We start from the raw sequence: 16922 nt of genomic DNA on the forward strand, positions 1-16922 counted from the left end.
GATCATGGCTTATCAAGTTACCGTCATGCCCAGCGGCCGCCAGTTCGAAGCGGCCGCGGACGAAACCATCCTCAGCGCGGCCCTGCGCCACAGCATCGGCCTGCCCTACGGCTGCAAGAACGGCGCGTGCGGATCCTGCAAGGGCCGTGTCACCGCCGGCGGCATCGTCCAGGGCGATCATGCCGCATCCGCGCTTTCCGCGCAGGAGAAAACCGAGGGCCGCGCGCTGTTCTGCTGCGCCACGGCCACCTCGGACGTCACCATCGAATGCCGCGAGGTGCAGGGCGCCGGCGATATTCCCATCAAGAAGATCCCGTGCCGCGTCGCCTCGATGGAGCGCGTGGCCGAAGACGTCGTCGTCGCGCGCCTGCAGCTGCCCGCCACCGAGCGCATGCAGTTCCTGGCCGGCCAGTACGTCGAATTCCTGCTGCGCGACGGCAAGCGCCGCAGCTACTCGATCGCCACGCCCCCCCACCAGGAAGGCCCGATCGAGCTGCATATCCGCCATATGCCGGGCGGCACCTTCACCGACTACGTGTTCGGCGCGAAGGACGGCCAGCCGGCCATGAAGGAGCGCGACATCCTGCGTTTCGAAGGTCCGCTGGGCAGCTTCTTCCTGCGCGAGGATTCCGACAAGCCCATCATCCTGCTGGCCTCCGGCACCGGCTTCGCGCCGATCAAGGCCATCGTCGAGCATGCGGTCTACACCGGCATCACCCGCCCGATGACGCTGTACTGGGGCGGCCGCCGCCCGCGCGACCTCTATATGCACACGCTGTGCGAACAATGGGCGCGCGATCTGCCCAACTTCCGCTACGTGCCGGTGATCTCCGACGCGCAGGCCAGCGACGACTGGGACGCCCGCACGGGCTTCGTCCACGAAGCCGTGATGGAAGACCACCCGGACCTGTCCGGCTTCGAGGTCTACGCCTGCGGCGCGCCGGTGATGATCAATGCCGCGCGCAAGGACTTTTCCCTGCGCTGCGACCTGCACGAAGACGCCTTCTTCGCCGACTCGTTCACCTCGGAGGCCGATATGCACCCGGCCCCCGCGGCGACGGCACCGGCGGCCTGAACGCCACCCGGTCCGTCCCCACGCTGCAACAATGCCCGGCCTGACCAAAATTCGTTTTGACAGCCGGGCGCATGCGCCTTATATTGGCCGCCATGAACTACGCTATCAATCGACGCAGCTACCGTACGTTGCTCCCCACCGGGGTGCCTCGCGGCTGACCGTCCATAGCATCTGTTCAGGTCGACAAGCCACGGGCAACCCCCGTGGCTTTTTGTTTTTCCGCTCTCCTCTCCCCTGTTTCACGCCGACCCCTGGAGTCCGCCATGGCATTTGCTGAGTACCCCGTCCAATCCCTGATGTACATCACCAACCGGCCCGAGCTCGTCTTTACCGAAGGCAAGGGCTCGTGGCTCACGGACCATAACGGCAAGCGATACCTGGACTTCGTGCAAGGCTGGGCGGTCAACTGCCTGGGGCACTCCAACCAGGGCATGATCGACGCGCTGGTGGCGCAGTCGCAAAAGCTGTTCAACCCGAGCCCGGCGTTCTACAACGAGCCCATGCTCAAGCTGGCCAAGCAGCTCACCGACAGCAGCTGCTTCGACAAGGTCTTCTTTGCCAACAGCGGCGCCGAGGCCAACGAAGGCGCGATCAAGCTGGCGCGCAAATGGGGCCGCAAGCACAAGAACGGCGCGTTCGAGATCATCACCATGGACCACAGCTTCCACGGCCGCACGCTCGCCACCATGAGCGCGTCGGGCAAGGCCGGCTGGGACACCATCTTCGCGCCCCAGGTGCCCGGCTTCCCCAAGGCCGACTTGAACGACCTGGCATCGGTGGAAAAGCTGATCAACGACAAGACCGTGGCGATCATGCTGGAGCCAGTGCAGGGCGAAGGCGGCGTGATCCCCGCCTCGCGCGAATTCATGCAAGGCCTGCGCAAGCTGGCCGACAAGCACAAGCTGCTGTTCATCGTCGACGAAGTGCAGACCGGCTGCGGGCGCTGCGGCACGATGTTCGCCTATGAGCTGTCGGGCGTGGAGCCGGACATCATGACGCTGGGCAAGGGTATCGGCGGCGGCGTGCCGCTGGCGGCGCTGCTGTGCAAGGCTGAAGTGGCCAGCTTCGAGGCCGGCGACCAGGGCGGCACCTACAACGGCAACCCGGTGATGACGGCAGTTGGCAGCGCCGTGATGACGCAATTGACCGCGCCCGGCTTCCTGCAAAGCGTGCAGGAAAAAGGGGCTTACCTGCGCGAGCAATTGCTGGCACTGTCGTCCGAGTTCGGCCTGGGCGGCGAACGCGGCGAAGGCCTGCTGCGCGCGCTGGTGCTCGACAAGGACATCGGCCCGCAGCTGGTGGAAGAAGCGCGCGACATGCAGCCGGAAGGCCTGCTGCTGAACTCGCCGCGCCCCAACCTGCTGCGCTTCATGCCCGCGCTGAACGTGACCACGGAAGAGATCGACCTGATGATCGGCAAGCTGCGCACGCTGCTGAAGAAGCTGGCCTGAGTCTCATCTGGAGCCCGGCCCATCGCCGGGTCACACGTAAAGAAAAAGGCCCCGCAAGCAGTTGCGGGGCCTTTTTTGCAAACACGCGGATTAAACGGGCAGCATCACTCGCCCAGATACGCCGCGCGCACCTTCGGATCGTCCAGCATCTCCTTGGCGTCGCCGCTCATGGTGACCAGGCCGGATTCCATCACATAGCCGCGGTGCGCAGCCTGCAGCGCCAGCCGCGCGTTCTGCTCCACCAGCAGCACGGTCACGCCCAGCGCGGAGACGTCGCGCACCACCTCGAAAATCTTCGCGACCATGATCGGCGACAGCCCCATCGATGGCTCATCGAGCAGCAGCAGCTTGGGCTGGCTCATCAGCGCGCGCGCCATGGCCAGCATTTGCTGTTCGCCGCCCGACATGGTGCCCGCCAGCTGGTTGGCACGCTCTTTCAGGCGCGGGAAGACGCCGAACATGCGGTCGATGTCGGCCTTGATGCCGGCCTCGTCGACGCGCGTGTAGGCGCCCATCTGCAGGTTCTCGGTGATGGTCATGCGCGCGAACACGCCGCGCCCTTCCGGCACCATCGCCAGGCCTTGCTTGAGCAGCGTGTAGCTGGGCACGCCCTTGATGGACTTGCCCATGTACTCCACATCGCCGCCGGCCCAGCCCTGCAGGCCGGTGATGGCCTTCATGGTGGTGGTTTTGCCGGCGCCGTTGGCGCCGATCAACGTGACCAGCTCGCCTTCCCGGATCTCGAGGTCGATGCCCTTGACCGCCTGGATGCCGCCGTAAGCGACCTTCAGGCCGGATATCTTCAGTAGCGTTTGTTTCATTGTCTGTTTCCCCCGTCAGTGCGCCGGGGTACCGAGGTAAGCCTCGATCACCGCTGGATTGCTCTGAACTTCGTGCGGCAGGCCCTGCGCGATGACCTTGCCGTAGTCGAGCACGGTCAGCCGGTTGCACAGGCCCATCACCAGCTTTACGTCGTGCTCGATCAGCAGGATGGTCTTGCCATCGGCGCGGATCTTGTCGAGCAGGCCACGCAGTTCCACTTTTTCGGTTGCGTTCATGCCGGCGGCGGGTTCGTCCAGCGCCAGCAGCTTGGGCTCGGTGGCGAGCGCCCGCGCGATTTCCAGGCGGCGCTGATGGCCGTAGGAAAGGTTGCGCGAGGTAAAGTGGGCGTACTTGCCGATGCCGACATACTCCAGCAGGTCGTGCGCCCAGTCTTCCACCGACTCTTCTTCGCGCCGCACCGAGGGCGGACGGAATACCGCGCCGAGCAGGCCCGCCTTGGTGCGCACATGGCGCCCCACCATCACGTTTTCCAGCGCGGTCATCTCGCCGAACAGCCGGATGTTCTGGAAGGTGCGGGCAATGCCTGCCTTGGCGACTTCGTGTACGGCGGTGGGCTGGTAGGGCTTTCCGCCCAGCACGAACTCGCCGGAATCCGGTGTGTACAGGCCGGTGATCACGTTGAAGAAGGTGGTCTTGCCGGCCCCGTTGGGACCGATCAGGCCGTAGATTTCGCCCGGATTGATCTGCAGGCCCACGTCGGACAAAGCCTGCAGTCCGCCGAATCGCTTGTTGACCCCCTGTACGGACAGGAGGAAATTCTCGTTGCTCATGATGTCCTCCGGGTCAGAAACGGCCAACGCTACCCGGGCGGCGGATCACCGGCCGGTCTTCCTTGCGCGGCGACGGCCACAAGCCAGCCGGGCGATACAGCATCACGCCAACCAGGGCCAGCCCGAACAGCAGCTGGCGCAGCACTTCGGCGTCGACGATGGTATGGCCGAAGAGCATGTTCTGCGCCGGCTCCGCCACGGCGCGCAGCATTTCCTGGAAACCCACCAGCAAGATACCGCCGAGGATCACGCCGGGGATGTGGCCCATGCCACCCAGCACCACGATGGCGAGGATGTAGATGGACTCCCACAGCACGAACGACTCAGGCGAGACAAAGCCCTGGAAGGCGCCGAACACCGCGCCCGACGCGCCGCCAAACGACGCGCCCATGGCGAAGGCCAGCAGCTTGATGTTGCGGGTGTTGATGCCCATCGCCTTGGCGGCGATCTCGTCTTCGCGGATGGCCACGAAGGCGCGGCCGATCCGCGAATTCTGCAGCCGCAGGCAGATGAACACGATGGCGATCACCAGCACCACCAGCAGGTAGTAGTACATGAACACCGGCGTGAACTTCAGCCCGAAGATCTCGTGAGACTTGGAAAAATTGAAGCCGAAGATGTGGACCGGATCCACCGCCGTGATCCCCTTCGGGCCATTGGTGATGTTGAGCGGGCGGTCAAGGTTGTTCAGGAAGATGCGGATGATTTCGCCGAAGCCCAGGGTCACGATGGCAAGGTAATCGCCACGCAGCTTGAGCGTTGGCGCGCCGAGCAACACGCCAAAGGTTGCCGCCACCATTATGGCCAGCGGCAGCACGAACCACATGGAGAGGTGCAGGCCATGCGGGAAAAGCTGGTGGATCCACTCAAACTGGTTGGCCAGGTGGGGCGAGCCCAGCAAGGCCATCAGGTACGCCCCTACGGCATAGAAAGCGATGTAGCCCAGGTCGAGCAGGCCGGCAAAGCCCACCACGATGTTCAGGCCAAGCGCCAGCATGATGTAGATCAGCGCGAAATCAAGCACGCGGACCCAGTAGTTGCCACCGAGCGTCTGCACCAGGAACGGCGCGCACAGGGCGATCACCAGGAAGCCGAGCAACGCGGCCATGGTCTTGGCCGGCGTCTTGGTCAGCGGCGCTGCCGGCACCGCCGGGGATGGAATCGGGGTATTCATGGATTCTCTCTCCTTAGGCGCGTTCGGAAACCCGCTCGCCCATGATGCCGGACGGACGGAAGACAAGGACGATGATCAGCACGATGAAGGCGAACACGTCCTGGTAGTTGGAGCCAAATACGCCGCCAGTGAGATCGCCGATATAGCCGGCACCCAGCGCTTCGATCAGGCCCAGCAGCATGCCGCCGACCATGGCGCCGGCGAGGTTGCCGATGCCGCCCAGCACTGCGGCGGTGAACGCCTTCAGGCCCGGGATGAAGCCCATGTAGAAGTGGGCATTGCCGTAGTTGGTGGCCATCATCACGCCGGCCAGCGCTGCCAGCGCGGCGCCGATCATGAAGGTGGCCGAGATCACGAAGTTCGGGTTCACGCCCATCAGCCCCGCCACCTTCTGGTTCTCGGCGGTGGCGCGCATGGCGCGGCCGAGCTTGGTGCGGTTGACGAGGGTCAGCAGGCCCGCCATCACCATCAGCGCCATGCCGATGATGACGATTTCCTTGCCCGTGATGGTCGCGCCGGTGGCACCGATATCGATCGGCTCCGAGGGCAGCAGTTGCGGGAAGGTAAGGGGGTTACGCGACCAGATCATCATCGCCACGGTCTGCAGGATGATGGAAACGCCAATGGCGGTGATCAGCGGGGCCAGTCGTGGCGCGTTGCGCAACGGCCGGTAGGCCACCCGCTCGATGGTGTACGCCAGCACGGCGCAGACCGGCATGGCGATCAGCGTCGCGATCACCAGCGTGAGCCATTCGGGTAGCCCGGGGGCAAATTTCTGCAATCCCAGGATAGCAGTCAAAGCGGTCAGTGCGCCGATCATCAGGACGTCGCCGTGGGCGAAGTTGATGATCCCGAGAATGCCGTAGACCATGGTGTAGCCGAGTGCGATCAGCGCATAGATGCTGCCGAGCACGAGACCGTTCACGATCTGCTGGATAAGGATATCCATGAAAACTCCTTGCTTCCGTCCAATTTCCCTCGACATGGTGTGGATGCCGGGGGGACGTTGATATGTGGGTGGCTTGGTAGTGCGGTTGTTTGCTGGTAAGCGGCCTGCCTACTCCACCCATGGTAAGGATGCTGCATGTAAGGCAAGGCTAAAAAAACGGCACCGCAACATACTCGCGGTGCCGTTCGGATGGGCCGGTAAGCCCGGATTACATCTTCACGACGTCAAGGACGGTCTTCTTCTTGTCCTTGTACTCGTACAGCGTGATGGTGCCCTCCTTCATGTCGCCCTTTTCATCGAAGGCGATGTTGCCGATCAGGCCCTTGTAGTTCGTCTTGGGCATCTCGACCAGGATGGCCGCCGGTTCGGTCGAGTTGGCGCGCTTCATGGCGTCGACGATGACCATCACGGCGTCATAGGTGAACGGTGCATAGATCTGCACCGGCGCATTGAAGCGAGCCTGGTAGCGCTTGTCGAAATCCGCGCCCTGTTCCATCTTCGACAGTGCCAGGCCAGCTTCCGAGCAGATGATGTTTTGCACGGCATCGCCGGCCAGCTCGGCCACCTTGTCGGTACACACGCCATCGCCGCCAACGATCTTGGAAGTGATGCCGAGTTCCTTGGCCTGCTTGGCGAACGGGCCGCCGGTGGCGTCCATGCCGCCGTACATGATCACGTCGGGCTTCTTGCCCTTGATCTTGGTCAGAATGGCCTTGAAGTCGGTGGCCTTGTCGTTGGTGGCTTCACGCGCCACCACGTTCACGCCGGAAGCCTTGGCGGTCTTCTCGAACTCGTCGGCCAGGCCCTTGCCGTAGGCGGTGGCATCGTCAACGATGGCCACGCTCTTGGCGTGCAGGCTCTTGGTGGCGTAGTTGGCCAGTGCCGGACCCTGCTGGGCATCGGTGGCGACCACGCGGAAGGTCGTCTTGAACCCTTGCTTGGTGTAGTCGGGGTTGGTCGACGACGGCGAGATCTGCACGATGCCGGCATCGCTATAGATCTTGGAGGCCGGGATCGATACGCCCGAATTCAGGTGACCGACCACGGCCACGACCTTCGCGTCCACCAGCTTCTGCGCCACGGCGGTGCCGGTCTTGGGGTCGCCCGCGTCGTCTTCGCCGACCAGTTCGAGCTTGACCTTCTTGCCGTTGACTTCCAGGCCGGCCTTGTTGACTTCTTCCACGGCCAGGCGAGCGCCGTTTTCGTTGTCCTTGCCAAGGTGAGCGATACCGCCGGTGAGCGGTGCCGCGTGGCCGATCTTGACTACAACTTCGCCGCCACCGGCTGCGGGCGCTGCCGCGGCAGGCGCCGACGCTGCCGGCTCGGCCGGCTTTTCTTCTTTCTTGCCGCAAGCAGTAACCAGCGCCACTGCGGCTGCGATCGGCAGAATCTTGGCAAACGTGATTTGCATGAGTGATCTCCTAGGATTCACATGATCAGGGTAAACCAACGCCCCCCGGACGTTTCCCCTGAACCGCCTTAGTTTAGTTTCAATTTGAAACGCGCGAATTGTATTCCCTTTTTATACGGATGCAATATGCGACGCAACAACCTGAAGGATTAACCCGCCAAATGAGCTAGGGAATTTCCCCAATGCACAAATTGGGGCAATTCCCGCCTACATGGAGGCTAGCCGTTGATACTAACAAGATTCGTGCCTACCGTAGGGTAGAGGCCACTTTTGCAGCGTTTGCGTCACTCGGTCAGGCACCGTATTAAATAGGTGTTTCATTTAATATGAACCGCCTCATTCATATACAACGAGCGAGCACGCCAGCACCATAATAGGGAAATCCCCAATTACAGGGATTTCCCTTGGTTGTCTTTTAGTGCAGACAGGTACAAGGGCCGCGGCGGCGGGCATGCGCATTATCCAAGGAATACCAGGCTATATATCGATGCGATATATTGGTGCAACCGTGGCAATGGAGTGGTGCGAAGCAGGCGGCAACCAGTTGCACCAGCCTGGACTGGATTGCGCCGGGCCTGCCTGCAACGCTTGGGCAGAGCGCGAGGCCGGGCGTGGACGGGAAAGTGGGAAGCAAGGTGAGCGCCAGCCGCAGCGGGCGCGCTGCGGCCCCGGCCGGGGGCCGGCGCGGGGACGATGCACCAATCTGGAAAATAAGGTCCGCGCCAGCCGGTGCCGGCAGCGTCATGAGACAGCCGCCGGCCGCTACGGAATCAGCGGGGAATCAGGCGGGAGTGACTTGCTGCAGGCCACGCGGCAGGGGGAACGACATCTTCTCTTCGATGCCATCCAGCGCACGCACGTTGCGCACCCCCAGCAGGCGCAGGCGCTCGACGATGGACTGCGCCAGCGCCTCCGGTGCGGACGCGCCGGCAGTCAGCCCGATGCGGCGCTTGCCCGCCACCCACTCCGCGCGCAGCTGATCCGGCGAATCGATCATGTAGGCCGGCACGCCGAGGCGTTCGGCGAGCTCGCGCAAGCGGTTGGAGTTCGAGCTGTTGGGACTGCCCACCACGATCACCACCTCCACCTGCGGCGCCATGAACTTGACGGCATCCTGGCGGTTCTGGGTGGCGTAGCAGATGTCCTGCTTCTTGGGCTCGCGGATGAGCGGGAAGCGCGTCTTGAGCGCAGCGACGATCTCCAGCGTCTCGTCGACCGATAGCGTGGTCTGGGTCACGAAGGCGAGCCGCCCGGGGTCGGCCACCTGCAGCTTGACCACATCTTCGGCGGACTCGACCAGCAACATGCCGCCTTCGGCCTGCCCCATGGTGCCCTCGACTTCGGGATGGCCCTTGTGCCCGATCATGATGATCTCGCAGCCCTCGGCGCGCATCTTGCCGACTTCCACATGCACCTTGGTCACCAGCGGACAGGTGGCATCGAAGACGTTGAGGCCGCGCACCGTGGCGTCGGCACGCACTTCCTTTGATACGCCATGCGCACTGAAGATCACTGTGGAGCCTGGGGGTACTTCCTCCAGTTCCTGCACGAAGACAGCGCCCTTGCGGCGCAGGTCTTCCACCACGTAGGCGTTGTGCACGATTTCGTGGCGCACATAGATAGGTGCGCCGTAGCGTTCAAGGGCGCGCTCGACGATCTCGATGGCACGGTCCACACCGGCGCAGAAGCCGCGCGGCTGCGCCATCAGGATCTCGGCATCGGTGGCTGTGGTGAGCTCAGACATGCAAGGATTCGATTCAAGGGTGCCGGCGGTTGCCGGCCGGTAGTGCTGCTTAGAGAATGCCGATCAGCTGGACATCGAACAGGATGGTCTGCCCGGCCAGCGGGTGGTTGAAATCGAACAGCGCCGACGTCGCCCCGATCTCCTTGAGCACACCGGCGTACTTTCCGCCTCCCGGCGCGTTGAACTCCACCAGGTCGCCCGGGGCATAGTCTTCTTCGAACGAGCTGTTCTCGCGCAGCGTCGCCAGCGAAACCCGTTGCAGCAGCTCAGGGTTGCGCGGACCGAAGGCGTGCTCCGCCGCCAGCCGGTAAGTCATGCGCTCGCCCTCCGGCATACCCAGCAGGGCCTGCTCCAGGGTGGGCGCGAACTGGCCTTGCCCCAGCAGCAACGTCGCGGGCTTCTCCTCGAAGGTACTGATGATCTCAGTGCCATTCTCGAGGGAGATGCTGTAGTGAAGGGTCAGGAAGGAATCCGCCTGCACGGTCTTCCGACCGTCCGCGGCGCCGTCCTTCGGACCGGAAGCAATAGTTTGCAAATTCATGAGTGCTCAACCTGTCGACAACCCGTATTGTAAGCGACTCGACCGAGCGCCGCCTTGTCCGCGGTGCCATTGTTCCGGGGGGATCGTGTCATGCGCATTACCGACTGGCCCAGCAACGAGCGGCCACGTGAGAAGCTTCTCTGTAGCGGCGCCGCAGCACTCTCGGATGCCGAGCTGCTCGCCGTATTCCTGCGCGTGGGCGTCGCCGGAAAAAGTGCAGTAGACCTGGCATGCGAGCTACTTAACCATTTTGGCTCGCTGAACAGCCTGCTTTCCGCCGGCGCCGGGCAACTGGCCGGCATCAAGGGCATCGGCCGCGCCAAGTACGCGCAACTGCAGGCGGCGCAGGAACTTACCCGGCGCGCTGAACTCACCCACCGCTGTGCGCAACTACCTGCGCCTGACGCTGGCGAGGCTGCCCCATGAAGTCTTTCACTGCCTGTTTCTCGACGCGCAACGGGCTCCTGTCCAGCGAAGAGCTATTTCGCGGCACCCTGACCCAGACCAGCGTCTACCCGCGTGAGGTTGCGTGAAAGGCACTTTCACACAACGCCGCGGCTGTGATCGTCGCCCACAACCACCCGTCGGGCAACGCCACGCCCAGCCCGGCCGATCTAGCCATGACCCGCGCGCTGTGCCGCTCTCTCGCCTTGATCGACGTTCAGGTACTCGACCATTTCGTCGTGGCGGGCAGCAGCATTCACTCCTTCTCCGAGCACGGCCAGTTGTGACGCGACATGTGATGCCAACCGCATGAATGCACACCCCTGCACGGTAAACTACGGAAGGCATTGATTCACCATCGCTTTCCGGTCTATAATGCTCGTTTGCTGAAGTCTCAACCGCTGCAGTCCGGGCCAGCGCGCCTTTTGTTGATCTGTTGCGAACATTGTCCACGTAGAAGAGTTAGGAGTGCTTCATGGCACGCGTCTGTCAAGTGACCGGGAAAGCGCCGATGGTCGGCAACAACGTTTCCCACGCAAACAACAAGACCAAGCGCCGTTTTCTGCCCAACCTGCAGAATCGTCGTTTCTTTGTTGAATCGGAAAACCGCTGGGTGAGCCTACGCGTCTCGAACGCCGGCCTGCGCCTGATCGACAAGAAAGGCATCGACTCCGTGCTCGTAGATCTGCGCGCACGCGGCGAAGTCTAATTAGGAGCACATCATGGCCAGCAAAGGCGGACGCGATAAAATCAAGTTGGAGTCGACTGCAGGTACGGGTCACTTCTACACGACCACCAAAAACAAGCGCACGATGCCGGAAAAGATGGAGATCATGAAGTTCGATCCCGTCGCCCGCAAGCACGTGTCGTACAAGGAAACCAAGATCAAGTAATTGATCTTGTCTTCCACATGCCGATCGCGCGGCATGTTAGTAGAAACCCCGCTCAGGCGGGGTTTTTGCTTTTTCTGCGGCGCAAAAGCCGCATCACTGGCGCGACTCCTCAGCGCTGCCCACGCAAGCGCGCCGCCGGTGTACACTTTCCAGCTTTCCTGCCTCCCGACCGCGCCACGCGCGCGTCTCTCGCATCATGAACTTCGATGTCGCCATTGTCGGCAGCGGACTGGCCGGTTTGACGGTCGCGCTGCAACTGGCCGACACCCATCGGGTTGTCATCATCTGCAAACGCGCCATGACGACGGGCGCCAGCGACTGGGCACAGGGCGGCATCGCCGCGGTGCTGGACTCGGGCGACAGCCATGACGAGCACCATCAGGACACCCTGGTGGCGGGCGCGGGCCTGTGCGATGACAGCGCAACGCGTTATATCGTCGAGCACGGGCGCGAAGCAATCCAGTGGCTGATCGACCGCGGCGTGCCGTTCACGCGCGACGACCAGGCCGAACTGGGCTACCACCTGACAAGGGAAGGCGGACACAGCCGGCGGCGCATCATCCACGCCGCGGACGCGACCGGCCACGCCGTCGTGTCCACTCTCACCGAGCAGGCACGCCAGCACCCCAACATCACGATCATCGAAGACCACTTCGCGGTGGACCTGATCACCTCGCGCAAGCTCGGCCTGCCGGGCAATCGCTGCTACGGCCTTTACGTACTGAACGACGCCAGCGGCGAAGTGCAGACCATCACCGCTACGCACACCGTGCTGGCCACGGGTGGCGCGGGCAAGGTCTACCTCTACACCACCAACCCCGACACAGCCACCGGCGACGGCATCGCCATGGCCTGGCGGGCGGGTTGCCGGGTATCGAACATGGAATTCATCCAGTTCCACCCGACCTGCCTGTACCACCCGTACGCCAAGTCCTTCCTGATTTCGGAGGCAGTGCGCGGCGAAGGTGGCCTGCTAAAGCTGCCCGACGGCACGCGCTTCATGCCTGAGCACGACGAGCGCGCCGAGTTGGCTCCGCGCGACGTGGTGGCGCGCGCGATCGACTTCGAAATGAAGAAGCGCGGGTTGGATTACGTGCACCTCGACATCAGCCACCAGCCCGAATCCTTCCTGCGCGAGCACTTCCCGACCATCCATGCACGTTGCCTGGAGCTAGGCATCGACATCGCGCGCGAACCGATCCCGGTGGTGCCGGCCGCGCACTACACCTGCGGCGGCGTGGTGACCGACACGGCGGGCCGCACCGACCTGGCCAACCTCTATGCCGTCGGCGAAACTGGCTGCACTGGATTGCACGGCGCCAACCGCCTGGCCTCCAACTCACTGCTCGAGTGCATGGTGATCGGACGCGCGGCGGCACTCGACATTGCCGGCCAGGACAAGGCTGGCCAGCCGGACATCACCCTGCCCGGCTGGGATGAAAGCCGGGTGGCGGATGCCGACGAGGAAGTGGTTGTATCGCACAACTGGGACGAGCTGCGCCGCATGATGTGGAATTACGTCGGCATCGTGCGCACCAGCAAGCGGCTCGAGCGTGCGCAACACCGTATCAGCCTGCTGCGCGAGGAAATTGCCGAATACTATGCCAACTTCCGCGTGACGCGCGACCTGCTGGAATTGCGCAACCTGGTGGAAGTCGCCTCATTGATCGTCGATAGCGCCTATTCGCGCCACGAAAGCCGTGGTTTGCACTTTAGCCGCGACTATCCGGAGACCTTGCCCAAGGCGCTGCCGACCGTGATGCAGCCGTTGTTCAAGCGCGAGCGGGCGAAGTAGCGTTCCGCGCCTTCCATCACGCAAAGAAAAAGCGCGCCTCGCAGCGCGCTTTTTCTTTCCGGCCAGCCACTTACCGATGTGCCTCAAACGCCAGATTACTCGATGATGCGCAATGAATAGTCCGTGGCGCGCACATCCTTGGTCAGCGCACCCACCGAGATCCGGTCAACGCCGGTCTCGGCAAAGGCGCGAATGGTATCCGCATTGACGCCACCCGAGACTTCCAGCAACGCGCGCCCGGCATTGATACGCACGGCATCGCACATCATCGCCTCGGTAAAGTTGTCGATCAGGATCGATTTCGCGCCGGCCGCCAACGCCTCCTCCAACTCCGCCAGGCTTTCCACCTCCACCTGCACCGACACGCCCGCAGCGAGTGCGGCCGCTGCCTGCATGGCTGCGGTAATGCTGCCAGCCGCTGCGATGTGGTTCTCCTTGATCAGGATGCCGTCGTACAGCGCCAGACGCTGGTTGTCACCGCCACCGACCTTGACCGCGTACTTCTGTGCCAGGCGCAGGCCCGGCAGGGTCTTGCGGGTATCCAGCACGCGCGCGCGCGTCCCCTCGACCAGATCGGCATAACGGCGCGTAACGGTAGCCACGCCGGACAGCAACTGCAGGAAGTTCAGCGCCGGCCGCTCCGCGGTCAGCAGCGAGCGGGCCGGTCCCGTGATCTCGCACACCACCGAGTCCGGTGCCATGCGGGTGCCTTCGGCTTGCTGCCAGCGAACCTGCAGCGCGGGATCGACCGCGCGCATGCAGGCCTCGAACCACGGCTGACCGCATAGCACGGCTTGCTCGCGCACGATCACGCGAGCCCGTGCGGACTTGCCTGCGGGCACCAGCAAACCGGTCAGGTCCCCGCTGCCGACATCCTCGGCGAGGGCCGCGCGTACACTGGCTTCCAGCGCCTCGGCCAGCGCCGTGCCGTAGCTGTCGAAAACTGGATTGACGTTTGCGTTCACGTTTGCATTACCGCTCATGCCGGACCGATTCCCTTGAACAAAGCCTGCTCGCTGGCCAAATCGGCCTTGGGCCGCACATTGGCCTTCTGCCGCGCGGCGAAATCGAGCATGCGGTCGATGCAGGTCACAGCCTGGCGGCCGATGGCGGCATCGACATGAATTTCGTTATGGCCGCGCTCAAGCACCTCAGCCAGGTTGGTGAGTGCATTCATCGCCATCCATGGGCAGTGTGCGCAACTCTTGCAGGTTGCACTGTTGCCGGCGGTGGGTGCCTCGATGAAATGCTTGTCGGGTGCAGCCAGGCGCATCTTGTGCAGGATGCCGTTGTCGGTCGCAACGATGAATTCCCGGGCATCCAGCTCCTGGACCGCCGCGATCAGCTGCGAGGTCGAGCCAACCACATCGGCCTGCTCCACCACATTGGCCGGCGACTCCGGATGCACGAGGATCTTGGCCTTGGGGAACTCGCGGCGCAGCAGATCCAGCTCGATGCCCTTGAACTCGTCGTGCACCAGGCAGGAACCCTGCCACAACAGCATGTCCGCGCCGGTCTGCTTCTGGATATAGCCGCCCAGGTGCTTGTCCGGCGCCCACAGGATCTTCTCGCCACGTGCGTGCAGGTGCTCGACGATCTTCAGGCCGATGCTGGAGGTCACCATCCAGTCCGCGCGTGCCTTCACGGCCGCGCTGGTATTGGCGTAGACCACCACCGTACGGTCGGGATGCGCATCGCAGAACGCGGCGAACTCGTCGGCCGGGCAGCCCAGATCGAGCGAGCACGTCGCGTCAAGGTCGGGCATCAGGATGGTCTTTTCCGGACTGAGGATCTTGGCGGTCTCGCCCATGAAGCGAACGCCAGCCACCACCAGCGTCTTGGCCGGGTGGTCGCGGCCGAAGCGCGCCATTTCCAGCGAATCCGACACGCAGCCGCCGGTTTCTTCCGCCAGGTCCTGCAGGTCCGAATCGACGTAATAGTGCGCTACCAGCACCGCATTGCGCTGCTTGAGCAAATCCTTGATGCGCTCCTTCAGCGCCGTGCGCTCCTGTGCCGACAGCACCGGGGGCACCTTGGCCCAGGCATGGGCGACGCAGCTGCCGCCATCGGGGGACTCCGTCGATAGGTTCGGTTTCTCGAACTCGACGGTCTTTATCGTTTGGGGGGTCATCTCCGATACTCCTCTGGGGCCGCGCGCCTGGATTTCGCAGCCAGCCCTTACATTGGGGGAGTTTAGCGAAAACAAAAGCCCCGCCAGGGGCGGGGCCTTTCGGGCGAGCTAAATTGTATCAGGCCACGCCGGGTCAGGCATCAAGCCGTATCAGGCATAGCGGCGCAGGCGCAGCGAGAAATCGTGCAGCGCCTCAATGCCGCTGGCCTCGGCGCGATGGCACCAGGCCTGCAGCTGCTGCAGCAGCTGTTCGCGCGTCAGGTTGGAGCGACCCCAGATCGCGGCCAGTTCGCGGCGCATTTCCACAAAGGTATGCAGCGACTTGTTCTGCTCGACGATGCTGGCCAGTTGCTGGCGTTGCGGATCGGCCAGCTTGGTTTCCTCGCGGTGGAACCACTTGCGGGCAGGCTTGAAACTGCTGTACTCGGCCACGCGGGCTTCCTTCAGCTTTTCCAGTTCCTGCTTGTAGGCGCTCTTGACCGCCTTGGCATAGCGGGCCATCACGTCATAGCGGTTGGCGATAATGGCTTCCAGCGTGTTGTGGTCAACCGGACGAGCCTCCACCAGGCGTGCCTTCGGCGGGGTCTTCTTGACCTTGGCCAGGCCAACGGCCTGCATGGCGCGGATATAGCCCCAGCCGATATCGAACTCGTACCACTTGATCGAGAACTTGGCCGACGTCGGGTAGGTGTGGTGGTTGTTATGCAGCTCTTCGCCGCCGATGATGATGCCCCACGGCGAAACGTTGGTCGAAGCGTCCTCGCAATCGTAATTGCGATAACCCCACCAGTGGCCCAGGCCATTGATGATGCCGGCGGCGTGAATCGGGATCCACAACATCTGCACCGCCCACACGGTCATGCCGATCACGCCGAACAAGGCGAGGTCGATGATCAGCATCAGGCCAACGCCCTGCCAGCCGAAGCGCGAGTAGACATTGCGCTCGACCCAGTCGTCAGGCGTGCCGTGGCCGAACTTGGTGATGGTTTCCTTGTTCTTGGACTCGGCTCGATACAGCTCCGCGCCTTCCAGCAGCACCTTGCGGATGCCGCGAGTCTGCGGGCTGTGGGGATCGTCTTCGGTCTCGCACTTGGCGTGGTGCTTGCGGTGGATGGCGGTCCACTCCTTGGTGACCATGCCGGTGGTCAGCCACAGCCAGCCACGGAAGAAATGCGAAACGATAGGGTGCAGGTCCAGCGACCGGTGCGCCATGCAGCGGTGCAGGTATATCGTGACGCCCGCGATGGTGATGTGAGTCACCACCAGCGTGTAGATCACGATTTCCCACCAGGACCAGTTGGCGAGGCCGTTGGCGGCCCAGTCAAGAATAGTGTCGAACAAACTGTTCTCCGTCGATTAAACAGGGGTATTCAGTGCGGCACGACATGGCGGGCCACAAACAATGTGCAGAAAAAGGACTGCAAATTCAATGATTGCGTCATATGGCGCCTGCCTGAAACCCCGGCAATCGCCGGAGCCCCCAGGCATGCGCGTCTGGCGCCTTGGGCAACTGCTGCCTGCCGGCGGGACTGGACACGAGCCGCTGCAATCTGGCGGCTGTCTGGTGGGGGCGGGAGGTCGATAAACTCACCCGGACAAAATCCGATTCCGGACGAACCCGCAACTACCTTAGATTCTACCGCACCCGGATCGAGCGGACATCCGCTTTTACCCCGATTTTGACGTTAAGCAACATGGATC

Annotated in this window: 15 protein-coding genes and 1 pseudogene; 6 read left to right on the top strand and 10 right to left on the bottom strand. The window is 63.1% G+C overall.

All coding sequences use genetic code 11. The annotated features are described in order from the left end of the window. Positions 1 to 4: 4 nt before the first annotated feature. Both ACZY0R_RS33015 and ACZY0R_RS33020 read left to right on the top strand, forming a co-directional pair. On the top strand, positions 5 to 1075 hold the full coding sequence (locus ACZY0R_RS33015) for a CDP-6-deoxy-delta-3,4-glucoseen reductase (RefSeq protein WP_488864422.1): 1071 nt from the start codon (positions 5 to 7) through the stop codon (positions 1073 to 1075). 263 nt (positions 1076 to 1338) lie between these two features. Continuing rightward, a complete protein-coding gene (locus tag ACZY0R_RS33020) occupies positions 1339 to 2526 on the top strand; it encodes an acetylornithine transaminase (RefSeq protein ID WP_045237649.1) in 1188 nt (395 codons plus the stop codon). A gap of 104 nt (positions 2527 to 2630) precedes the next feature. Here the strand turns inward: ACZY0R_RS33020 and ACZY0R_RS33025 are convergent, their stop codons facing one another. From ACZY0R_RS33025 to ACZY0R_RS33055, 7 genes are all read right to left on the bottom strand, one after another. Then, positions 2631 to 3347 (bottom strand): ABC transporter ATP-binding protein, encoded by a 717-nt coding sequence (locus ACZY0R_RS33025; protein ID WP_045237648.1) that lies wholly within the window; start codon positions 3345 to 3347, stop codon positions 2631 to 2633. 15 nt (positions 3348 to 3362) lie between these two features. Next, complete coding sequence (locus ACZY0R_RS33030; RefSeq protein WP_045237647.1) at positions 3363 to 4139, bottom strand: ABC transporter ATP-binding protein; 777 nt, start codon at positions 4137 to 4139, stop codon at positions 3363 to 3365. Positions 4140 to 4152: 13 nt separating this feature from the next. Continuing rightward, entirely contained in the window at positions 4153 to 5313 is a 1161-nt protein-coding gene (locus ACZY0R_RS33035; RefSeq protein ID WP_488864425.1) for an ABC transporter permease subunit, read from the bottom strand. Positions 5314 to 5326: 13 nt separating this feature from the next. Then, positions 5327 to 6262, bottom strand: coding sequence for a branched-chain amino acid ABC transporter permease (locus ACZY0R_RS33040; RefSeq protein WP_276287479.1), 936 nt, complete (start codon positions 6260 to 6262; stop codon positions 5327 to 5329). Between the two features lie 208 nt (positions 6263 to 6470). Continuing rightward, positions 6471 to 7673, bottom strand: coding sequence for a branched-chain amino acid ABC transporter substrate-binding protein (locus ACZY0R_RS33045; protein WP_045237644.1), 1203 nt, complete (start codon positions 7671 to 7673; stop codon positions 6471 to 6473). A gap of 781 nt (positions 7674 to 8454) precedes the next feature. After that, complete coding sequence (gene ispH, locus ACZY0R_RS33050) at positions 8455 to 9417, bottom strand: 4-hydroxy-3-methylbut-2-enyl diphosphate reductase (RefSeq protein WP_488864428.1); 963 nt, start codon at positions 9415 to 9417, stop codon at positions 8455 to 8457. A 49-nt stretch (positions 9418 to 9466) separates the two neighbouring features. After that, positions 9467 to 9958: an FKBP-type peptidyl-prolyl cis-trans isomerase gene (locus ACZY0R_RS33055; protein WP_035867346.1), complete on the bottom strand. Its 492-nt coding sequence runs from the start codon at positions 9956 to 9958 to the stop codon at positions 9467 to 9469. 90 nt (positions 9959 to 10048) lie between these two features. On the opposite strand from ACZY0R_RS33055, the pseudogene radC reads away from it, so the two are divergent. The 4 genes and pseudogenes from radC (at position 10049) to nadB (ending at position 13090) form a co-directional block, all read left to right on the top strand. After that, a pseudogene (gene radC / locus ACZY0R_RS33060) lies at positions 10049 to 10689 on the top strand (RadC family protein). Between the two features lie 188 nt (positions 10690 to 10877). Further along, the gene (gene rpmB / locus ACZY0R_RS33065) at positions 10878 to 11111 is read left to right on the top strand and encodes a 50S ribosomal protein L28 (RefSeq protein ID WP_035867349.1); all 234 of its coding nucleotides are present in this window, start codon (positions 10878 to 10880) and stop codon (positions 11109 to 11111) included. Positions 11112 to 11124: 13 nt separating this feature from the next. Beyond that, positions 11125 to 11295: a 50S ribosomal protein L33 gene (gene rpmG / locus ACZY0R_RS33070; RefSeq protein WP_006157508.1), complete on the top strand. Its 171-nt coding sequence runs from the start codon at positions 11125 to 11127 to the stop codon at positions 11293 to 11295. Positions 11296 to 11491: 196 nt separating this feature from the next. Next, complete coding sequence (gene nadB, locus ACZY0R_RS33075; RefSeq protein WP_035867351.1) at positions 11492 to 13090, top strand: L-aspartate oxidase; 1599 nt, start codon at positions 11492 to 11494, stop codon at positions 13088 to 13090. A gap of 95 nt (positions 13091 to 13185) precedes the next feature. On the opposite strand, the gene nadC is transcribed toward nadB, so the two are convergent. The 3 genes from nadC to ACZY0R_RS33090 all read right to left on the bottom strand — a co-directional run bounded on the left by nadC (position 13186) and on the right by ACZY0R_RS33090 (position 16562). After that, on the bottom strand, positions 13186 to 14073 hold the full coding sequence (gene nadC, locus ACZY0R_RS33080; RefSeq protein ID WP_488864431.1) for a carboxylating nicotinate-nucleotide diphosphorylase: 888 nt from the start codon (positions 14071 to 14073) through the stop codon (positions 13186 to 13188). Next, entirely contained in the window at positions 14070 to 15221 is a 1152-nt protein-coding gene (gene nadA / locus ACZY0R_RS33085; RefSeq protein WP_488864433.1) for a quinolinate synthase NadA, read from the bottom strand. The genes nadC and nadA overlap by 4 nt, the downstream gene beginning before the upstream one ends. A 150-nt stretch (positions 15222 to 15371) precedes the next feature. Next, positions 15372 to 16562 (bottom strand): DesA family fatty acid desaturase, encoded by a 1191-nt coding sequence (locus ACZY0R_RS33090; RefSeq protein WP_488864435.1) that lies wholly within the window; start codon positions 16560 to 16562, stop codon positions 15372 to 15374. Positions 16563 to 16922: the final 360 nt, after the last annotated feature.

This window comes from Cupriavidus sp. F041, assembly GCF_057814235.1.